Origin of the sequence: Cryobacterium sp. TMT1-66-1, assembly GCF_004403435.1 — a bacterium.
In the GTDB taxonomy this organism is placed as follows: Bacteria; Actinomycetota; Actinomycetes; order Actinomycetales; family Microbacteriaceae; genus Cryobacterium; species Cryobacterium flavum.
Map to the genome: position 1 here is coordinate 357,437 of NZ_SOGP01000006.1, position 20,077 is coordinate 377,513.

Consider the following 20,077-nt stretch of genomic DNA (forward strand, 5'->3'; position numbering starts at 1 on the left):
CGAACGCGAACGATCCAGCCGACGACCGTTCCGTAGCGGGCGCGCGACTGGCGCAGACTCAGCACACTGTGCTGCATCGCTCCCCCGCTCTCTGGCACCAGCCCGCGCACAACTAGGTCCGTCGACATTTCGTACCGCACGGAGACCTGATCAATCAGGACGAGCCGCTCCATGCGGCCGGAACGATGGTCCAGAGAAGCTCGGTTTGTCCCCCACTGCGGTTGTCCCAGGAGTGGGGTTGGCGCCCCGCGACGGTCATCGTGTCCCCCGCCGATAGCTCAACATCGCCGCCGACCAGCCGAAGGACGAGGCTCCCTGATAACACGTGCAACACCTCGACATCGCAGTTGATCGTGTAAAGCTCATCTCCGCCTGAGGCGCCGGGTGCGAGGGTCGAGCGGAGTACTTGCACCCGAGACTCTCCCCGTGGGGTGAGCAGCTTTTCGATCGCGCCTTGCCCACCCATGTTGATGAGTGCCGCATCGGCGAGGGCTATGACCTCGTTATCGGGCACCTCGAACAGCGAGCCGAGTTGCAGGGAAAGCACCTGGCACAGTGCCACGAGCGAGGACACGCTGGGCGAGGTCTCGTCTCGTTCGACTCTGCTGATAAAGCCGGTGCTCAGGTTACTTGCCGCGGCTACGTCCGCGATCGTCAAGGCCTGAGCTAGCCGCGTTGCCCGGAGTTTCGCTCCGATCGCAAGCGGTGCGCCCGATGGTGCCGGGTTGAGTGCTCGCACAGTTCCTTGCCTTTCTTGACGCCCTGAGGTGGGAGTGTTTCCCAGTATCTCGCGATCTCTCGCCGCTCCCCGCCATGCGCACGGCCGGTGTCGCCGAGTGCCGGTCTTAGCGCGGTGTCATGGCCGAAAGGATTTCGTAGGCGACATGCGAGGCGGCAACGGCCGTGATCTGCGCATGGTCGTAGGCGGGGGCGACTTCGACGACGTCGGCTCCGACGATCCGCACGGCGCTCAGTGCGCGGATGATGGCCAGCAATTCTCTGCTTGTCAGCCCGCCCGCTTCCGGGGTGCCAGTTCCGGGAGCGTGAGCGGGGTCGAGAACGTCGATATCCACGGACACGTATACCGGGCGGTTGCCGAGGCGGGCCAGCATCCGCTTGACTACTCCGGCAACACCTTCGGTCTCTACTTCGTGGGCGGCAATAACGGCGAAGCCCAGTCTGGCATCATCGGTGAGGTCCTTGCGGCTGTAGAGCGGGCCACGAATGCCGATGTGGAGGCTGGCTTCGAGGTCGATCAAGCCTTCCTCAGATGCGCGGCGAAAGGGCGTGCCGTGGGTCACCGGTGCGCCGAAGTAGGTGTCCCACGTGTCGAGGTGAGCGTCGAAGTGCAGCACCGCGACCGGACCCGTCACCTTGGTGACCGCCCGCAGCAGGGGAAGGGCGATGGTGTGATCCCCTCCAATCGTTAGCAGTCGTGTTCCGCCGGCGCCGAGACGGGTTGCCGCTGCCTCAATCTGCGCGACTGCTTCGTCGATATTGAAGGGGTTCGCCGCAATGTCTCCTGCGTCGACGACCTGCTGGGTGGAGAACGGCTCGACATCCTGCACGGGGTTGTAAGGCCGGAGAAGCCGGGAGGCCTCGCGGACGTGGGCTGGGCCAAAGCGGGCTCCCGGGCGGTAACTGACCCCGCTGTCAAACGGCACACCGACCACCGCTATATCTGCGTTGGGCACGTCTTCGATGCGGGGAAGTCGGGCGAAGGTGGCGATGCCGGCATAACGGGGTGAAATACTGGCGTCGGATGGGCCGATCGGAGTGTTCATGGGAGCTTTCTTGGAGGGAATCGGTGGAAGAGTGATTTGCGACCCGGTGGTGGCAGGGAGTGCCCGGCTAGGACGTAAGTTGCAGCGCGACAGCACGCACGGGCGCCCCATCCGCCGCCTCGAAGGCGATGGGCAGCAGGGAGATGAAGGGCGCATCGAAGTCGACCGACGCAAGATTCGTAAGGTTCTCGCAGATCACGCCGTCAACGTCTGCAATGAGGTGATGCACGGGAAAGCCCTCACCGTGATGGGTAGAGTCCGGTGTCTCATCGATGTTTATCGCGTCGATCCCGAAGGTGCGGATACCCAGGGCAATGAGTTTGGCGCAGGCATCGGCGTCGAGGAATGGATTGTCGAAGTACGTCGGTGACCCGTAGTGCTCGCTCCATCCCGTGTGGAGAAGCACGATAACTCCCGGCAGAAGTTGCGCCTCGACGGGCTTGAAGTACGACCACGTGATGCGACCGCGAGCGCCCGCGGCACGGGCGTCCACGAGTACACCTGTGCCGACGAACCGGTCCAGCGGCAACTCATCGAGTTTCTTGGCCGCATCATCAAAGTGGTACGGAGCGTCAACGTGCGTGCCCGTTTGTGACCCCATGGACACCGAGAGCAGGTTGAAGCCGTCGCGATCGATCGTGCTGTGCGGGTCAAACCGTGGCACAGGATCTCCCGGATAGACCTGGGTGTCTGCGTTCACCACGAGTGAGAGATCAACGACCCTGTTTGTCTTCATAGTCAAAAACTATTGCACAGGAGGCAACATCCCGCTAGTGTCAATCAAATCCTGCGGTCCTCGCCGGCCCCCACCACGAGTCAAAGGCAAACCCATGAGTGACAACAATGGCGTTCATCACCCCTCGCCAGCTATCGAGCTAAACGCTCGGCCAAAAATCACCGAAGTGGAAACCCTCGGCGTCGACACCATACCCGACGCCGACCGCACCTCGACCTGGCTCGACCTCCTCCGCATCCAGTTTGGCGGCGCGAACACGTTCGCCACCGTGCTGCTCGGCACCTTCCCGATCGTCCTCGGCCTTTCCTTCTGGCAAGCCGTACTCGCAACGATCTGCGGTGTGTTGGTCGGCACGTTGTTCCTGATGCCCATGGGCCTGTTCGGCCCGAAAACTGGGACCAACAATGCGGTGTCATCCGCTGCATTCTTCGGCGTGCGTGGGCGAGTGGTCGGATCGTTCCTCTCCCTTCTCACCGCCATCGCCTTCTACTCCATCTCAGTGTGGGTCAGTGGCGACGCACTCGTGGGTGCACTCACCCGGCTTGGAGGTCTACCGGACTCAATCGGACTTCGCACTCTGGTCTACGGAGTGATCGGCGTGATCGTCATCGTCGTTGTGGTGTTCGGATATCAGTTCATGCTGCTCGTGAACAAGACCGCGGTCATCGCCAACACCATCCTTATCCTTCTGGCTATCGTCGCCTTCAACGGTCTGTTTGACAGCTCCTACGATCCCGGACCCTCGGCCTTTGCGCTCGGCTCGTTCTGGCCGACCTTTGTCGCAGCCGCCCTCATCGTGGCTTCCAACCCCATCTCATTCGGGGCATTCCTCGGAGATTGGTCCCGCTACATCCCCCGCACCACCCCGCCGCGCAAGATCCTCGGCGCAACACTGATCGGCCAGTCCCTCACTCTCATTCCCTTCCTCTTCGGCGTGGCGACCGCAACGATCGTCGCCGGAGAGAGCGACTACGTCGTCGCCCTCATCCAGGCATCACCCATCTGGTACGCGGTGCTCCTCATGGGAGTGGCCTTCATCGGCGGACTGTCGACGGGAACGACCTCGCTCTACGGCACAGGTCTCGACTTCTCCTCCGTCTTTCCCAGGTTCACCCGCGCCCAGGCCACCATCGGTATCGGGATCGTCGCCTTCCTCTTCATCCTGACCGGCCGCATCTTCTTCGACCTGCTCGGCGCCGTGAACGCTTTCGTCGGGGCCATCATCGTCACGACCACCCCGTGGATGGTCATCATGGCCATCGGCTACATCGTGCGCCGAGGCAGCTTTCGCCCGCGCGATCTCCAGGTTTTCAACCGCGGTGAAATCGGCGGAGCCTACTGGTTCAACAGCGGGGTCAACTGGCGCGGAATGGTCGCCTGGATCGGAGCCGCTGCCCTCGGACTCCTCTTCGCGAACTACCCGCCCATCATCGTCGGACCCTTCATCAATCTGGGCGGCGGAGTCGATCTCAGCCTCGCTATCGCCGTGATCTCGGCGGCTGCTCTATACCTCGGCGCACTGTGGATCTTCCCCGAACCCCGATACGTTTTCGGAGAACAAGGCGCACGCGGCGTACCAACCAGAGACTCGACCATCCCTGCCATCGAAACCGACCACTCGTCCACCGCCGCCAGGGTCGCAGCACGCCGAGTCGGATCCGCAACGTGACCACAGACGAAGGACTGACAGCGGATGCTCTGGCCGCAGCAGACCATATCATCGAGGACTTCGGCCATCACCGCCGTGACGCCTATTTCGCCCGGTTCAGCCCGCAGGCAACCTTCCTGTTCTACAACGTCGGGCAGCGCCTGGAGTCGCGGAAAGAGTATGAGCAGCTCTGGCTGGAATGGGAATCAGACGGATTCACGGTCATCTCATGCACGTCTACGAACCGCCGCATTCAGCTGGTTGGCTCCGTCGCCGTGTTCACCCACGATGTCGAGACAGTCTCCGAGGTCGCGGGCGAACGATCGACAAGTCAGGAGTCGGAGACGATCGTGCTTTCACTCACAGGCGGAATCTGGCTCGGTATCCACGAGCACCTGTCCGTGCACACCAACAATGCCGCCTAAACGGCCCACCGCGATCGTCACACGCGCCGCCAGCGGGCCTGGTTTCGCCATCTGGAGCATGCTCGCCAGCGTGGGCGGTGGCCGGGCTGGACCCTCGCCCATCGACCACCGCTCTGAGCCTGATCGTCGACGTCACAGCTACAGCTCCTGACCATTCGGCGAAGTTGGGAAATCCCTCCGTAGAGATCTGCGGGGATAAGTCCTAGCATGACCGCCACCACGTCCTCGAGCCACGCTTGCGCAAGCGCCGTGAGCGGCGAATTCGCTGTCAGCGAGTCGCCGACGGCGCCCGCGGGCAGGCCGACATTGCCTGCGCCGCGTTGCGGCTGGAACCGACCGAAGTGACCTGCCGAGTTCGGCCGCCCCCACCACGGAAGCGCGTCTGCGCCCGGGACCGCCTCATGCCGAGTGCGGTTGTCCTAATTGAGCATCATCGCGTCCATACGCAACAGGTGCACCAGAGCAGCCGTGAGTAGCCCGTTTGGGGCCTACTCCACAGGGTGGGCGATAGTTGATTTCGCCGCGAAATCCTGCGCCTTTTAGTGCTGGCGTACCTGGACTCGAACCGAGGACAAATGAAGCGAGCCGGGCTGCCTGTTTTGGTGGCACCCATCCCCCAAGTTCCGGCCTCACTGAGGTCTACCCCATAGCTGGAAAGCTCCACGAACAACCGCGCGTCGGGGGAATCCGAGATCATCACGAACTCGAAGGCTGCATCTCCGCCGTTGCTCACAAGATCATCATCTCTGACACCGTCTGCTGCAATGCCACAGGGACTACCGCCGCAAAAAGCTCCGCAAGCACTTCATTCCCCAGTGCTCCTAAGCGATGGCAACCAGCGTCGCTTTTCTGAGAAGGGGGCGCCTGCAGGGCGTCACCCGACGGCAGACGGTCTTGAAGATTCCCTGACCCAGCTAGCACGGAATCTTGGTGTACGGGCGTCCCTTGTCGTCGATTGACGTGCCGTTAGGAGCATAGGCCCGACACCCCGTGTACTTATCGACGCTCCCCGAGGACGGCGGAGGGCTCCCGGAGCGGGGGCCGAAGCAGCTCGCTACTCTGCCGCAGCGCGCGCATCATCGTCAGCCGCTTTCTTGACGACCGCAGCTTCGCGGGCCAGCGCGGCCGTCTCGACAGAAGTCAGTTTCTTTTTGAGCGAGACGGCGCTCTTGTTGAAGCTACGGAGGGACTTTGAGTGATTCAGATTTGGAGTCTTGAGCAGGATGGCTATGGAAATGGGTGGTTCGTCGAGATCAATCAACCGCTCAGGCGCCGTGATGCCCGCGATTATCTCGGCGGAACGAGCCACCAGCGCCGACACGTCAGCGGAAGCGGCAGTCGCACTGTCTGCGCCCTTGACAGCAGCCGTCTGCCCTTTCAGCGCTGCAACCTGGGCTGGAACGGCGCACTCGATCGTTTCCGAATACAGCCCACGGACCTTCTTCTTCGCCTTCGCCTGTGCCTGTGCCTGTGCCTGTGCCGCCTTAACGGTCTTGAAATAGGCGACGTTGTCACCGAACTTGACCGCCATGCCCAGACCTCTCCGGGCGATCTCTTCACTAGCGAACTTCTTGTCATCGGTGAAGACGGCGGCGAGCGTGCGACCGTATCGGTCGTATCGGTCGTAACGGTCGTAACGGTCGTAACGGTCGTAACGGTCGTAACGGTCGTAACGGTCGTAACGGTCGTAACGGTCGTAACGGTCGTAACGGTCGTAACGAGCTTTGTCATATTTCAGAGTCACCTGCGCGCCTTTGGGCAGCAGTCTGGTCAGGTACGCGGATGCCTCCGGGCCGAGGCATCCACCGGCTCATTCGGGTCTTTCGTTTCGGGAGTGTCCACGTTGAGAAGCCGAACGCGTGTCTGCTTTCCCTTCAACTTCACGACCAGAGTGTCCCCGTCGACAACCCGCACCACGACAGCCTAATCGACTTCGGCAGCCAGCGCGGGCGCGCTCGAAACGACGCCGGCCTCCACGACGAGAGCTGCAGCGACGAAGCCGGCAACAACGAGTCGCGCCGAACGGGGAAGGTGGTCTGGCGATAAGGATGGTGCTGTCTTCATTTGTCCCCCAAGTTTGTGTGGCACAACAGCGGTCGTATCGACACCACGTTGGTCATCAACCCCGAGTATGCCGTTGAATGTACCAACTCGTTTGAAAGATCGCATTTCTCCTACGCGGCATGAGCGGCTTCTTCCTGCGGGGCGGGGCATCGCCGCCAGTTCGGCGATTCGGTGGGACGACCGCAGGCCCTCCTAATATCTCGGCCTTCTTCGCCGCAAACTCCTCGTCGGTCACTACGCTAGCGTCGCGAAGGGCGCCCAGGTCTCACTAACTGGTCGTTGGTGCCGCTCCGAGAGCCCGCGTCGATTTCCTTCGTGGGTGCAACTGAGGCTATGGCTGCAGGGCCTTGTGGTTCCACTCTTTGGTTGTCTGACCATTGGTCTCCACCCCACCAGCAATTCCTGTGCAGCCCGAGCCCGTCCCGGGGCTCGCCTGGACGCCGGCGTCTCTAAATCTGCCGACGGTCATCGGCGAGCCCACGGCACCGACGGCCGTGCAGATGGCGGGCATCCGCTTCGAGCTCGACGATCTGCAGGTGCCCGCCAACATCGCACAGAACGTCGGGCTCCGGGACCTGCCACACACTCACCTGGTCAGCCGCTAATTCGTTAGGCGTCGCAGCCGATGCCGTCCTTGTCGCGGTCAAACTTGCGCTGGAAACCCGGCGATCCCTCGGAGATCGGGGCCGCTCCCGCAGCGCGCACAGCATCGCAGTTCTCGTAGTAGACGTCGACTGGTGCCGGCGCAGGGGCCGGGGCCGGTTCAGGGGCCACGACGACAGGAGCCGGCGCAGGAGGGGCGACAACAACCGGAGCTGGCGCAGGCGTGAACGAGGAGGTCAGTGCCATTTCACCAGTGCAAGAGCCGAGGACGCGGGTCATAGCGTCGTGCTCAGCCTGAGTCACCCACAGACCATATGTTGCCTTGACGGACACCTGACGGGCAACATAGCTGCAGCGGATTGCCTTGTTCGAGGGCAACCAGGTTGCGGTGTCGCCGTCGCCCTTCTGGGCGTTGGAGCGGCCGTCGACCGCGAGCAGATTGAGGGGATCGTTGGCCAGAGAAACGCGCTGAGCCTGAGTGAGCTGCTGAGCGCCCGTCTGCCATGCATTTGACAGAGCCACGACGTGGTCGATCTGCACGAGAGCTGACGTGTCCTGACCGCGAACGAAGGCGATTGACATGTCCGTGTATGGCGAGACGAGGTAACCGGTCATCACCCGGCAGGTGCCCGACTTGGTGGTGGGGTTCAAGTCCCGAGTAAGGATATCGTTTCGGGTGTCGCATCCGTTTCGGTCCACGTCGATCCAGGCGGAGCCGAACATGCCGGTGCGCTCGTAGCCGGTCTTCGCGGCCTTTCCCTTGACGGGGATGGTTGCGAGGAGCGTTAGTGCCGTGGTGTCGGTGGAGGTGGTATCGACGACCACGACCGATGTGCCCTCAGTTGCCGCAGTGACCGTCGCGGGGTCGACCGGCGCTTCCTCGGAGAATTCCGGGCCGGGTGTTGGGGTTGGGCTTGCGGTGGGGGTTGCGCTCGGCGTCGCGCTAGCGGTCGGCTGCCCAGCCAAGGCAGTTTCCCCTGCACCTGGCGCCGCAGCAGCGACCCCACCGGAGATGAAGAAGACAAGGCTGGCCGCCACCGCGATCGCAGTTGTCTTGTGTGCTGATACGGATGCCCACGGGCGGCGACCAGAGAGCGCGTACACGCCCGTCACCAGAGCCGCCATTCCCAGAATGATGAGAATTGCGGGGAATCCACCGAGGATGGCGTACATCAGAGCGAAGAAAGCGACCAACCCGCGGAGGATCCAAGTGCTGAAAGTCGGCTTGGACGCCTTCTTCTCGGCGGTCGACGGCCTGTCGATGAGAGGCTTCGCCGGCTCCGGTTTCTTCTTGCTAAATTTCATCATCTGATCCCCCATTTCACCGCACTCAGCTTGGAGTGCAGACGCGAATGCCTCAAATCTACTGGAGGCAGGGATTGGTCGGAGACCGGGCGAACACCCCAGAACGGGGAACTAGACCGCTCCAGCGACGTTTCCCGTACCGACTCCTGTCAACCGCGCGGAATCGGGACCAGCTACACAGCGATCGGTATGAATCCCCGCAGATAGGCGCGAAGCGCGGGGTCGCAGACGAACACGTAGGTCCCCCGGATGCCGCGGGTGAGCAGTACAGCGTAGATGTTGGTGATGAACCGCAGGAGGTCGTCGTCGGTGTACGTCTTGCCCAGGACCGGATTGTTCTCCTTGCCCTTCTTGTCGAAGTACGACCCTCGATCGATGACCAGCTTCCCTGCGACGGGATCGAAGCGAAGGTCCGGGCCGATGATCACACCCGCATAGTTGAGGTCGTACCCCTGCACGGTGTGGATCGAGCCGACTTCGTCCACCGACTTCGGCGACGCGATCCAGTCGGTCTGCGTGCTGTTCCACCGCAGCTGACAGCCGTCGATCTCAATGTCGTAAAGGGTCTTGTCGGTCTTGGTCTTCCATGCCCACGCGTACCCGGCGAGCAGGCGCGAGAGCCCGACCGCGGCATCCTTTCGACGGATCTCCGCCCGCATTTCCGAGACGCTGTCAAACATCCGAAAGTCATAGCCCTCGAACAACTCCGCAGGCGGCAACGTACTGGTCGTCGTCGTATCGAGAATGCGCCTGACGCAAGCGACATAATCCGAACCGGCCTGAACCCGCATCTGCGACATCAACGGATGGTGACGCCTCGAGAGTTTCGCCTGGCGCACGAGACCGGTCAACAACTCGGGAGGCACATCGGCCGGGCGCACGCTCTGCGCCGCGTCCAGCAGGAAGATCTGATGCTTGCTCTTCGCGGTGATCCAATCGAGCTGGGTCTTCGTCTTGTCGTCACTCCCGAAGAGCTTCTGGGTGATCACACTGAAGTTCTTGTTCTGAACGCCCGAGGGCTGATTGGCTCGTTGGTTTAGCCGGTGCGATTCATCGACGATGAGCAGGTCGAAGTCTTCCTCGGCGAACCCGACCTCGAACGCGGTCATGACCATCTCCGGCCGCAGCCCCGGCGTCTTGCGGAACACCTTCTTGATCGACTCACGCAGGGACTGCTGCGGCACCACCAGACCAATCCGGATGTCCGTGAGCAGTTCCCGATACCCCGGCACGAAGAACTCGGAGAACAGGGAGTCGCTGTCCACGTGTTCACCGGGAGTCGAGGCCGCAATGTCGACGAGTAGCTTGAGCAGGTAGATGGCGACCACGGTCTTCCCGGTTCCCGGGTCACCCTGCACGACGATCGTGCTGTCGGTGCCTGCCTCGAGATCTTGGAAGAGTCCCTCGAGGATACCGTCGACAGCGACGGCCTGGTCCTGGGAGAGTGCCTTGAACGGTGACAGCTTGAAAAGGTCGCTGTTCTCGATCTCGGGGATGCTGCGGGTGAAGACTCCGTCACGCCGGAGCTCGTCGAACACCTCGCGGAAGGTCTCGCGGTACCGGCCGCGATCGTAGTAGTCTGCCTCGGTGATTCCATCGTTGCGGTTCAGCACGCGGTAGAAGCCGTCGCCGGCGAGCATCCGAATCAGGTAGGACTCCAGATCGAGGCACACCGATTTGTTGAATGTCGCGTCGACGCCGACGATGACATTCGGTATCTCTGTTGCCATGATGAAATTGCCTTTCCTTCGCGTCCATCTGGGTAAATGATGGGCACGTTGGCCAGGTGGGCAGACAAGACGGTAATGGGAATTCGCTGCAGGCTCCTATAAAGTCATGTCCGCCTGGCCAGCGCACCTTGAGCAGCCTTGAGACCGCGGACAGATCACGTAAAAGACAGTCCTCGGAAGGACGTCAGTCAGGGTTAGGGTCACACAGCCTCAAGCCTCTTCCCATCATTACCGTCAGGGTGAGTTGGGGCCAGTAGCTCAGAGCAAGTCCGCCGTTTGACGTAGGGCGAGAATCAGGAATCATCTCCATGTCCAGTCCGTCTTTGATCGCCGTGCGCGACGATAGTTATATGAGTAGTTCCGGACCGCGAGCTGGTGGCCCGACCTAGAGAAGGTCGTTCAACTCGGCGCAGAAGCTAGCCTATTTGGCTGCGTATGACGCGGCGATCAAGGACCATGAGGGTGGCGCGTATCTGCGCACTGAAGGGTTGTACTCCTCGCAGATCACGGAGTGGCGAAAGCTGCGTGACGCCGGTGTTCTTGCGGGGAAGAAACCCGGTGAGAAGATTGGCCGGTTAACGCCGGAGCAAGCGGAAATCGCCCGGTTGCGTCGCCAGTTGAGCAAGACCGAGCAGCGTCTGGAGACGACGGGGGTGGCGTTGGAGATCATGTCAAAAATGCACGAGCTACTCGAAAGTCTTTCGAAGAGCTCGCGGGACGAAACACCGTGCGCGTTGCCGTAATGACCGCCTACCGCGAACTGGCCAGCCGAGGGATCTCGACTCGCGTCGCGGCCGACCTGGTCGGGATACCCCGAGCGACCGCCACCAGGAAACCGCGCATCCCGGTGGCCGGGCCGGCGCCGATCCCGGCGAACCGGATCGATGATGCCGACCGCCGGCAGATTCTCGCCGTCGTCAATTCGGACTCGTTTGTGGATCTGCCGCCGATTCAGATCTACGCCCAGCTGCTCGACGCGGGCACCTACTTGTGCTCCATTTCAACGATGTATCGGGTGTTGAACGAGAATCTGCAGGTCAAGGACCGTCGCCGACTGGCACGCCATCTGGCACGGGCGATCCCCGAATTGATCGCCACCGGACCAGGCCAGGTACTCAGCTGGGATATTACGAAACTCGCTGGCCCGGTCAAGGGGAAGTACTTCGATGCTTACGCGATGATCGATATTTACTCCCGCTACATCGTCGGCGCGTATGTTCACGCGTCGGAATCGGGCGAGCTGGCGGTGGAGATGATGAAGGAAATCTTCGGTATTCATGGGGTCCCGCAGGTCGTTCACGCCGACCGCGGCACGTCGATGACGTCCAAGACGGTCGCGGCGTTGTTGTCGGATCTGGAGGTCACCAAGTCGCATTCGAGGCCGCGGGTGAGTAACGATAATCCCTACAGCGAGGCGTGGTTCAAGACCCTCAAATTCGCTCCGACGTTTCCCCGGCTCCCTCGCCGACGCGAAGACGTTCATGGCCTCGTTCGTCGATGGCTACAACCACGTGCATCGCCATTCCGGGATCGGCCTCAATACGCCCGCCGACGTGCACTACGGCCTCGCCGAGTCGAAGGCCATCGAACGAGCAGCGACGCTGGACGCTGTCCGAGCACGCTTCCCCGAGCGATTCAGCACCAGCCACGCACCAAAGATTCTGACCATTCCCGCGACGGCATGGATCAACAAACCAGCCGACAAACCCACCGAGAATGACGGGCTCGAACTAGCCGCCTAAACTCCCACTGGCCTCATTCACCTTGACAAATTACGCTGGGGCAAGGTGGATTCTGTCGGGCTCGAACCCACTCCAGATTTGGCTGATGAAATCGGATCCTTCGTTGCGTCGAACTTAGTCGCACAATCGTCAGTCATCTCTTGTCACGGCCGAACACTTCCTTCAGTATTTTCTCAAGTTGTTTCGCGCGTCGCGCCCAGTCTGTCGCCTCGCCAGTCGCAGAAGGCCCGTCTCGATCGTCCCGGACGACTCTGTTCTCGCCAATCAGCGATTGTCCGTCCTTGGGCAGAAATTCGCGGTACTTGTATGCGTCCTCACGAGCCTTTGCCAGATCGGATGGATGCGCACTTACAAACACGACTGTTGACTCGTCGGCGTCTGCGTCTTCAAACAAGCTCGCTGCCCGATCATTCATGGTGCGCTGATAATTCCACAGAGCATCCTGCGCGTTGTTCCGGCGATGCTGAAGTGCTAGGTGGCGCTGCGTGACCGCACCAATGACGGCTCCGATAACGCCGCTCACCAGCCCCACCACGACAGACACCAACAGCGTCAGGGTATCGAAACCAGCTGAAGTCTCCACGCCAATCCTCTCAAACAGCACGCCATCGGGTAAGCCGCTTCAATTCGTCGCGCGCCCACTTTCATTTCTGCATCTCTACAGAGAAGCTATGTCCAACGCGAGCCACGAAGAAACAACTGCCCGCCAATGCGCAGAATCCGAGTTCCAAGTCATCGTATGATCTGCATCGAATCGCTCGAGGTCAATAAGGTTTGGGCGCAGCGCCGTGAAGTTGGTGGAGAGGCAGAACGGCGACGACGAGTCTCGGGTTCCGTGCAGGATGAGGGTCGGCACTGTGAGCTCGTCGGCGCGAGCGATCCAGTCGAAAGTGTTCATCCTGACAGGGTCGGTGAGTCCAGCCAGTCGCGTGAGCGGTCGCAAGTCGAGCCACGCCACGGCCAACGCGCCGGTCCACGCGGGCAGGTGCGCACGCGCGCAGTTCGCCTTCAGTGTGGCGACCCAGTCAAGGATGGGCGAATCGAGCACAAGCCCCGTAACGCTGCCGCGAAGCCTGGGGTCTGCGGCGAGCTGCAGCGCGATGGCCGCGCCCATCGACCAACCGAAGAGGACGACGCTGCGGGCGCCGTTCTCGCGGGCGTACTCAACGGCCGCACGCGCGTCGTCGACCTCGGCGGCGCCAAGTTCGGATCTGCCGGACCCGACTCGGGGACCTTCCCCGTCGTTCCGATACGTCACGACCAGCGACGTCAGCCCGGCTTCCGAGGCGACTTGCACGCCACGCAGTGTTCCGGCGCGAGTGCTGCCAAGCCCGTGGATGTGGATGGCCCAAGTAGTCGAAGGGGGACCTTGGGGCGTGACGAGCCAGGCGGGCGCAGGGCCGACATCCGTTTGGATTTCGATGTCCAATGACTTGAGGCCGGCATCGGCGGGGCTCTGGAAATAGATGCCGCTCCAGGATGCTCGCTGGCCGACAGCTACGGCTGGCCACGATTCCCCCACGACCTCGCGGCCGACGAGACTCGGCCCGCGGTCCTCGACTCCGGGCGCGAGTTTGACCCAGCCGGCGTTCTCGAGGATGAGGCAGTAGTCGCCGGGCGCGGCGGTGCGCGGCGTGCGATCAAGAATGACGATGGGTCGCTCCCCCGAGCTGTCCACGCCTCGAATGGTGAGATCGAACTTTCGCCCGCTGACAGGTGCAGTCAGCCGCCTCGCGATCACCAGGCCGAGTCCGCCGAGCCCCACGCCTGCCGCGATCGCCGCGCCGGCCAACGCCCAAATAACTTTCATCGTTTCTGCGGCACTGGCCGTGATGCAACCGGCGCCGTCGTAATCGATCCGCCGCCCAGTAGGTGACGTTCGGCGCGCTCGATGAGGTGCCGGTCTCGATCATCGACCTGAAACGACACTCGTGCATCGATGATGGCGTCGCGAATTTCAACGATCTGGCGGTGCAGCAGTGTCTCGGGGTCAGCGCCAGTTGCACCGCGCGTGTTTTGGCTGATGCCCGGTCGTGCCGCGGTGGCCGCTGCCCAGAGCGGCTGGAGCTCTGAGACAAGCATCCGCGTTGTCCGATCGCGTGATCGCGCCTGCAGAGCGCGGGCGGCGGGCTGGCCGGCGAAGCCCAAGCACAACAACACGAAGGTCATCAAGTGCAGGGGTCCATAGGCCACGGCAACGGTTCTCATCAGAGTGAGGTCACCGGCCAGGTGCGCGATGTCCATGGTGATGACGACGAGGCTCAACAGAACGCCGAGGGTGCTCCCGGCGAGGAGGGACGTCGGCGGCATCCGCTGCACGCCTGCGCTTTTGCGAACTTGTCGGGCTGCGAGCCCGGCCATCGCAGATAAAACGATGGCGTAGTACGTGAATTGGATCATGGAGTACGTGCCGGCACTGGGCTGGTCGCCCAGGTCGAGCATGAAGTTGGTCGTGGTGGTGCCGCCATCGATGAAGAGGAACGAGCCTACGGCGCCGATGATTGCAGCCGTGAGTACGATTCGGCCGAGCGCGAACCGCTCTGCCCACGACTGCTGTTCGGAGGCTTTCAACACGCCGCGGCCGAGAAAGAACACGCCAATCATGAGTGCGAGGTCGGCCGGGAGGGTTGCGATATTGGTGCCGCCAGCGAGCCGGTCGAGCGGGCGATAGACCTGGTCGGTATTGAGAGTCATGGCGATGGCGATCGTGACTGCCGCGTAGCTGATGTTGCGCTCGGCGTGACCGCGGCGCAGGATCAGCAGGCTGGCGACGAGCAGCCACATGAGGGCGGAGACGAGGAGGGGAATCATCCGAAAATCTCCGCGAATCGAGAGGAGTTTCTCGTTGACCGTCTGATTGCTGCGGCGAAGATGTCGGCTAGGGTTTCGGCGTCAACTTCTTCGGCCGTATCTAGGTTTTGACGCCTGAGCAATCGCAGTCGTGTTTCTTTAGGGATGTCGGGCAGCAAGAAGTCGACGGCTTGGCCTTCTTCGTCGAAATTGTGACCGAGAATGATGTGGGCCAGCTCGTGCAGCACAAACTGCTGCCGATGCAGAACTGAGTCGCTGTGTGCGTGGAGAATCAGGTCTTGATGATCCGCTCCGAGCCAGACTGCGCACAGACCATCGTCAACCCCGAGTTCGGCAAGTTCGACTATTCGCAGTCGTCGTCCCCGGTTGCGCTCCACTGCCACAACGAGCTCGTCAAAGGTGAAGGTCTCGCCCAATGCGAGTTCGTCGACGGCTGTAGCCACACTCACTGTGTTGTTCACTGCCGTCTCAATTCCCTCCGGACGCGGGTGGAGTTTTATCTGGCGGCCTCTGCGCGACTCCCGCATCCAAAAATTTGCTGATCGCCCGTAAAGCGTTGGGACAGATGTCTCCCAGTGTACGTGCCGCGTAGGACTTGACTCGGGCTGCACGCATGGCCCGCACGAGATCGAGCTGGGCGCTGACCTTCGCCGGGGTTTCGGCGCCCTCCGAGCCGGCGAGGAAGGCGGGGTCAACGTCGAAGTAGGCAGCGAGGAAGGCGGGGTCAACGTCGAAGTAGGCAGCGAGGCCTTCGAACAACGCGCGGTCTTGAACGTACCGGTGGCCGTTGATGATGTCGGTCCAGCGTGAACGTGACAGGTTCGTGCCGCGCGATTCGAGGAACGCGGCGATCTGGGCGAACGTTGGCTCGCCGCCCGTCTCGGCCCCAGCAACGTCTAGCAGCAGGCGCAGGCGCTTCGCGAGATCCTCCGCGGCTGTCGTGCTCTCGTCGAACAGGTGGCTTCCTTGGACTCGTGCGCTGAAGTACTTGAGGGACAACAATCCCGAGCCACGCCTCGCTCTCAACGCACTTGACGAGACGGACTAAGGCGACGAGCGGATGCTTACGCCGACTCGTGACTCGCGAAAGGCATAAATCGACTGAACGACGACGTGCCCCAACGTTCGAGGTGGCGCCCACCCTCCCGAACGTGCAGCGGGTCTCGCGACCGGGCTACGGACATCCGCTACCTGCGTCAGCCTGGCGTGAGAACGCAGAACTCGTTGCCCTCGGGGTCGGTGAGAACCACCCACGGCACCTCACCCTGCCCAATGTCAGCATCGGCCGCGCCCAGAGTCCGCAACCGGGCCACCTCGGCTGCCTGGTCGTCACGGAGGTACGGTCGCAGGTCGAGATGGACGCGGGTCCAGACGGTGATGTCCGGTACGCGAACGAACTCCAGATACGGACCGACACCCGCAGTCGACCGCAGCCGAGCTACATCGTCGGTCACCTCATGCAGGGTCCAGTCCAGCGCCTCGTTCCAGAATCGTGCCATCGCCCGCGGATCCGCACAGCTGACAACCACAGCGGCAATCGGCCCGTTGTCGGCATACATCGCCCGAGGCTCCAGGACGCAGAATACGTTGCCCTCCGGGTCTGCCAGAACTGTCCATGGCACGTCACCTTGACCAATATCAGCGGATGTTGCGCCCAACTCTTTCAGGCGCGTCACCATTTGGGCCTGGTGAGTGAGTGAGGTGCTGGCGAAATCGAGGTGTGCACGGTAGCTCACCGTCTCGGGATCTGGGACGGAGACGACATCGATGCAGACCGCGGCCGGGTCCGGCACGACAAGTCCGTGGGGTTCGACGTTGGTCACGCCCGGTCCTTCGCTCGACACGCCCCAACCGAGCGCCTCTGCCCAGAACTGGCCGAGCGCCACGTCATCCCAAGCTTTGAAATTCACCTGAACCAGTCGGAGCGCCATGGGGCCCAAGCCTATGCGCGGGAAATACTCAACACCAGACGGCATGAATATCTCTCAACCAACCGCCTCGGCGCAATCCGGCATGGAGCGCGCTACGCACCTCCTGGTGAATGCGGCTCACGATGATCCGCCCACATCACAGGAGGTCAAGTCCCATGGCATTTCACACCCAGCAATCGCTGTCCGGTTTCATCGCTTCCGACACTCAGCAGTCGGTCACAGAGAACGGCGACACCCGCTTCTACGTGCGCATCGGCCAGCCGCACTTCCGTCACGAATACAGCGGCAGCTTCACCGCGCTCGAGCCGACGTTCCACGACCTCGTCGCCTACCGCGCCACCGCCGAACGGGCTCTCACCCGATTCGCCAAAGGCGACAGCTTCGTCGCCGAAGGGTACGTGCGCACCTTCCAGGTCGAACGCGACGGCGAAACCATCCAACGCGAAGAGTTCGTCGCCAAGAAGATCGGCCATGTCACTAGAACCAATCGCTCGGCTCAGGGCAGCGAACAGGACGCTGCGGCAACGCAGACGGCAATCGTCAGCGAGACGGAAGCTGCTCACGCCAGCTCGGGGTGCTGAAGCAGCGATGGCAGAGTCCTTGGTCGAGTGGGCATCCGGTGAACACGACGACGCGTTCGGAGCAAGCTCGTTGGAAGATCTCGACGGGCCGCTCACTGCGGAGCCGCCGCATCCGATCAATTGGAACCTCCTCAGCGCCGACGACGCCGAAACTGAATGGATCGAACTTAACCGCTGGGTGAACTGGCTGCGACGCACCTACGGGCTGCCCGCATCCGTCGTGCCGCCGTTCTGGCATCGACACCCCGAACTCGTCTGGGAACTCTCCGTACTGCACCTGCACTGGCTCGGCGCCTACGACCCCGACCAGCACGGCTCAGCCCCGCTCGGCTGGCACCGAGACTTCGCGGATGCCCGCCAGCGACTTCGCGAATGGGTCGCGATCTCGGGGACGCGGCTGGAGCGGGATCGTTCGACTCGGCAGACGTCATGGCCAGGCGAAGCGCCCGCCGACGCCGTCGAGGACGTTGTCATTGTCGATCGCGACGAGGACTTCGTGCAGTTCGTCGTCGACGATGTCGCGCGTCGCCGCAATGGCGAGGCATCGTTCTACTCTCGCGCTGAATCTAGTTGATATCGCCAAGCCTTGGCTCTTGCGAAGGGCGCAAAAGGACCTGCTTCGTTGTCGCAGTTGACGCACCTGAGCGCGACTATTCAAAGGGCGGGGCAAACGCGACACCCTCGGGCTCGTGACCCGCAGATTCCAGTATCCGTGCGGACGTGCCCGCTCAGCGTCCGGCTTCCGGGCACGAATATAGGGGCCTCGAACTTGAGGGTGTTCCACTATGTCTGACGCTGTCGTCGGATTGTCGTGCTGGTGTCGTGGCAAGGCGGCCGGGTTGTCTCCTAGGTTGAGAGCATGAACAAGACACACATCGGTGAACTCCGTCGGGCCCGCGGATGGACTCAGGAGCGGTTGGCGATGGAGAGCGGGGTCGCGGGGCGAACGATCCAACGCGTGGAAGCAGGTAGCGATGCCAGTTTGGATACGGTCGCTCTGATTGCGAATGCGCTCGAGGTACCTGTCAGAGCCCTATTTGTGAGCGTTGAAAGCATCGGCTTCGGCGAGGCGGTGGAACAGTTAGATGCTCGCAAGAGCGCGCAGCAAGCCCGCCGTGATTCCATCACGCACGCGTTCACCTATCTATTCCAAGGCGTGGGAATCCTGGTTACCTTCGCGACAATCGTTCTGGCCCTCACCGGGACGATCTCGTGGCTCGGATGGTTCATTATTCCTGCCTACTGGGCTGGAGTCCGGTTACTCTTCGGCTTTCTCTTCCGAATCGTCATCGACCCACGGTTGGATGCGAAATATCCCCTTTCGCTCCCTTCGCGGGCCGCTGCAAACGACTGACCCGTTTTCGCGCCCGCGACGGAATTCCATGTACATCGGTCACTACGCAGCTGCTGCAGTGTTGGTTACGCTCGTGCCGGACTCGCCGGTGATCCCGATCGCTGTCGGCGTGGCCTGGCCGGACCTAGTGTGGCCCGTCCTCGTCCTCATAGGCCGCGAACGCGTCACGGTTGGCCGGAACGACCCACTGCAACGTTCCATTCGATTCGACTCCTACCCGTTCTCCCACTCGTTGGTGCTCGGCAACCTGTTCACGCTCGTGCCCGCCGCGATCGTCGCTCTTCTCTACAACAGCGTCCTAGTTGGGGTGCTGTTTTGGGTCGCCGCCATCTCGCACTGGGTCCTCGATCTCGTGGTGCACATGCACGACCTTCCTGTACTTGGCTTCGGTGGCAAAGACCGCAAGCTCGGATTCGGACTATGGCAGCACCCGAGAGCGGCCTTCGTCATCGAGTACATCTTCTTCGCCGTCGTCGTCCTCCTCACCGCTCGACCGACGGTGTATGTGGGTGTGCTCTGCGGGGGGCTGTTCCTGCACCTCCTGAACGCGAACTCGTTTTTCGGCTTCAGCAGACACAACCCGTTCAGCACGCCAACCCGGTTAGCGCTCATTACTCTCGTGGGGTACATCGGCGCGATCGCCTGGTTCACACTCGCCTAGGAATGAGCGATCGAGATCGACATTCATCTAGGTGCCCCGCCCGCCTGCGACCGCCCGGACTCAAAGCGATCCATGTAGCCAAAACTGATGGACGCTTGGAGGCCGCGTCAATGTCCGGCTCGACACACAGGCCTAAACCCGCTAGCACCCGCGCCCCGGAGGGGTCCCTCTCGCGGACAACGAGCCTGGGCGTTTTGCTAGGGCACCTCTGAGGTCCCCGGTAGCCAGAGGGTCATGCGGAGCCTATCTTCGGGGAGATGGAGCACTTCGTATCGTCGAGCGATGGTGTAGCCGTCCGTCGCGCGAATGTGCTTGATTGAGGTGCGCCGTCGCTCGACGATGTGCTCGCTCCACCATTCCTCGAACAGCGCACTTTCCTCACGCAACTCCGCAACGAGAGCCTGAAGCCGAGGGTCGTGCAGGTTATCGGCGTTGGCAGCCCGCAGGTGGGCGACGGCCCCACGTGCGATCTCTTCCCACTCGAGGAAAATCTCGCGCGCGAGAGGGTTGGTCATCAGATACCGGCAGGTGTTCCGCTGTTGGGGTGAGACGTCTGCGAAGCCGTCATAGAGGGCCAGTCCTTCTGGGTTCGCCGCGAGCATGTTGCTCAGCCGGTCTAGGACATACGCGGGGTTGGGTCGGACTGCCTCAACCAAGGTTGCCATGCGCTCGGCGAGCAATCCTTCATCCCCATGCGGGTTT

21 protein-coding genes and 1 pseudogene are annotated in these 20,077 nt (G+C 62.1%); 8 read left to right on the top strand and 14 right to left on the bottom strand.

Annotated elements, in window-relative coordinates; genetic code table 11:
- Window positions 1-154 precede the first annotated feature (154 nt).
- From E3T29_RS04135 to E3T29_RS04145, 3 genes are all read right to left on the bottom strand, one after another.
- Window positions 155-739, bottom strand: a complete 585-nt coding sequence (locus E3T29_RS04135; protein ID WP_104088339.1) for a cupin domain-containing protein — start codon at window positions 737-739, stop codon at window positions 155-157.
- Between the two features lie 106 nt (window positions 740-845).
- Window positions 846-1,784 (bottom strand): agmatinase, encoded by a 939-nt coding sequence (speB, locus tag E3T29_RS04140; RefSeq protein WP_134344161.1) that lies wholly within the window; start codon window positions 1,782-1,784, stop codon window positions 846-848.
- Window positions 1,785-1,851: 67 nt separating this feature from the next.
- Entirely contained in the window at window positions 1,852-2,520 is a 669-nt protein-coding gene (locus E3T29_RS04145) for a cyclase family protein (protein ID WP_134344162.1), read from the bottom strand.
- A gap of 94 nt (window positions 2,521-2,614) precedes the next feature.
- Between E3T29_RS04145 and E3T29_RS04150 the strand changes: the two genes are divergently transcribed.
- Window positions 2,615-4,189 (top strand): cytosine permease, encoded by a 1,575-nt coding sequence (locus tag E3T29_RS04150; RefSeq protein WP_134344163.1) that lies wholly within the window; start codon window positions 2,615-2,617, stop codon window positions 4,187-4,189.
- Window positions 4,186-4,593: a nuclear transport factor 2 family protein gene (locus tag E3T29_RS04155; protein WP_241987622.1), complete on the top strand. Its 408-nt coding sequence runs from the start codon at window positions 4,186-4,188 to the stop codon at window positions 4,591-4,593. Before E3T29_RS04150 ends, E3T29_RS04155 begins: the two co-directional genes overlap by 4 nt.
- Before the next feature lie 1,054 nt (window positions 4,594-5,647).
- Here the strand turns inward: E3T29_RS04155 and E3T29_RS04160 are convergent.
- Both E3T29_RS04160 and E3T29_RS19550 read right to left on the bottom strand, forming a co-directional pair.
- On the bottom strand, window positions 5,648-6,337 hold the full coding sequence (locus E3T29_RS04160; protein ID WP_166792313.1) for a thermonuclease family protein: 690 nt from the start codon (window positions 6,335-6,337) through the stop codon (window positions 5,648-5,650).
- A 179-nt stretch (window positions 6,338-6,516) separates the two neighbouring features.
- Window positions 6,517-6,657, bottom strand: coding sequence for a hypothetical protein (locus tag E3T29_RS19550; RefSeq protein ID WP_166792314.1), 141 nt, complete (start codon window positions 6,655-6,657; stop codon window positions 6,517-6,519).
- A gap of 404 nt (window positions 6,658-7,061) precedes the next feature.
- On the opposite strand from E3T29_RS19550, the gene E3T29_RS04165 reads away from it, so the two are divergent.
- Window positions 7,062-7,262 (top strand): hypothetical protein, encoded by a 201-nt coding sequence (locus E3T29_RS04165; protein ID WP_134344165.1) that lies wholly within the window; start codon window positions 7,062-7,064, stop codon window positions 7,260-7,262.
- A gap of 4 nt (window positions 7,263-7,266) precedes the next feature.
- Here the strand turns inward: E3T29_RS04165 and E3T29_RS04170 are convergent, their stop codons facing one another.
- Together E3T29_RS04170 and E3T29_RS04175 are read right to left on the bottom strand one after the other, a co-directional pair.
- Complete coding sequence (locus tag E3T29_RS04170; RefSeq protein WP_241987623.1) at window positions 7,267-8,568, bottom strand: DUF1524 domain-containing protein; 1,302 nt, start codon at window positions 8,566-8,568, stop codon at window positions 7,267-7,269.
- Window positions 8,569-8,738: 170 nt separating this feature from the next.
- Window positions 8,739-10,295 carry a DNA/RNA helicase domain-containing protein gene (locus tag E3T29_RS04175; protein ID WP_134344166.1) on the bottom strand — a complete coding sequence of 519 codons (1,557 nt, stop codon included), beginning with the start codon at window positions 10,293-10,295 and terminating at the stop codon, window positions 8,739-8,741.
- 350 nt (window positions 10,296-10,645) lie between these two features.
- Here E3T29_RS04175 and E3T29_RS04180 point away from each other — a divergent pair.
- Window positions 10,646-12,037 (top strand): annotated as a pseudogene (locus tag E3T29_RS04180) (IS3 family transposase).
- Between the two features lie 133 nt (window positions 12,038-12,170).
- Here the strand turns inward: E3T29_RS04180 and E3T29_RS04185 are convergent.
- From E3T29_RS04185 to E3T29_RS04210, 6 genes are all read right to left on the bottom strand, one after another.
- Window positions 12,171-12,620 (bottom strand): hypothetical protein, encoded by a 450-nt coding sequence (locus E3T29_RS04185; protein WP_134344167.1) that lies wholly within the window; start codon window positions 12,618-12,620, stop codon window positions 12,171-12,173.
- A gap of 75 nt (window positions 12,621-12,695) precedes the next feature.
- On the bottom strand, window positions 12,696-13,847 hold the full coding sequence (locus E3T29_RS04190) for a S9 family peptidase (RefSeq protein ID WP_134344168.1): 1,152 nt from the start codon (window positions 13,845-13,847) through the stop codon (window positions 12,696-12,698).
- On the bottom strand, window positions 13,844-14,848 hold the full coding sequence (locus E3T29_RS04195) for a DUF6545 domain-containing protein (protein WP_134344169.1): 1,005 nt from the start codon (window positions 14,846-14,848) through the stop codon (window positions 13,844-13,846). The genes E3T29_RS04190 and E3T29_RS04195 overlap by 4 nt, the downstream gene beginning before the upstream one ends.
- A complete protein-coding gene (locus E3T29_RS04200; protein WP_134344170.1) occupies window positions 14,845-15,309 on the bottom strand; it encodes an ImmA/IrrE family metallo-endopeptidase in 465 nt (154 codons plus the stop codon). The genes E3T29_RS04195 and E3T29_RS04200 overlap by 4 nt, the downstream gene beginning before the upstream one ends.
- A 7-nt stretch (window positions 15,310-15,316) precedes the next feature.
- Window positions 15,317-15,850, bottom strand: a complete 534-nt coding sequence (locus E3T29_RS04205) for a hypothetical protein (RefSeq protein ID WP_241987624.1) — start codon at window positions 15,848-15,850, stop codon at window positions 15,317-15,319.
- Window positions 15,851-16,044: 194 nt separating this feature from the next.
- The gene (locus tag E3T29_RS04210) at window positions 16,045-16,758 is read right to left on the bottom strand and encodes a VOC family protein (RefSeq protein ID WP_370449106.1); all 714 of its coding nucleotides are present in this window, start codon (window positions 16,756-16,758) and stop codon (window positions 16,045-16,047) included.
- A 176-nt stretch (window positions 16,759-16,934) separates the two neighbouring features.
- Between E3T29_RS04210 and E3T29_RS04215 the strand changes: the two genes are divergently transcribed.
- The 4 genes from E3T29_RS04215 (at window position 16,935) to E3T29_RS04230 (ending at window position 19,375) form a co-directional block, all read left to right on the top strand.
- Window positions 16,935-17,360, top strand: coding sequence for a single-stranded DNA-binding protein (locus tag E3T29_RS04215; RefSeq protein WP_134344172.1), 426 nt, complete (start codon window positions 16,935-16,937; stop codon window positions 17,358-17,360).
- Between the two features lie 7 nt (window positions 17,361-17,367).
- Entirely contained in the window at window positions 17,368-17,934 is a 567-nt protein-coding gene (locus tag E3T29_RS04220) for a DUF4913 domain-containing protein (RefSeq protein ID WP_241987625.1), read from the top strand.
- 285 nt (window positions 17,935-18,219) lie between these two features.
- Window positions 18,220-18,714 carry a helix-turn-helix domain-containing protein gene (locus E3T29_RS04225; protein ID WP_134344173.1) on the top strand — a complete coding sequence of 165 codons (495 nt, stop codon included), beginning with the start codon at window positions 18,220-18,222 and terminating at the stop codon, window positions 18,712-18,714.
- 28 nt (window positions 18,715-18,742) lie between these two features.
- A complete protein-coding gene (locus E3T29_RS04230; protein WP_134344174.1) occupies window positions 18,743-19,375 on the top strand; it encodes a hypothetical protein in 633 nt (210 codons plus the stop codon).
- A 197-nt stretch (window positions 19,376-19,572) separates the two neighbouring features.
- Here E3T29_RS04230 and E3T29_RS20090 read toward each other — a convergent pair whose 3' ends face one another.
- Window positions 19,573-20,040, bottom strand: a complete 468-nt coding sequence (locus E3T29_RS20090) for a hypothetical protein (protein WP_241987626.1) — start codon at window positions 20,038-20,040, stop codon at window positions 19,573-19,575.
- Window positions 20,041-20,077: the final 37 nt, after the last annotated feature.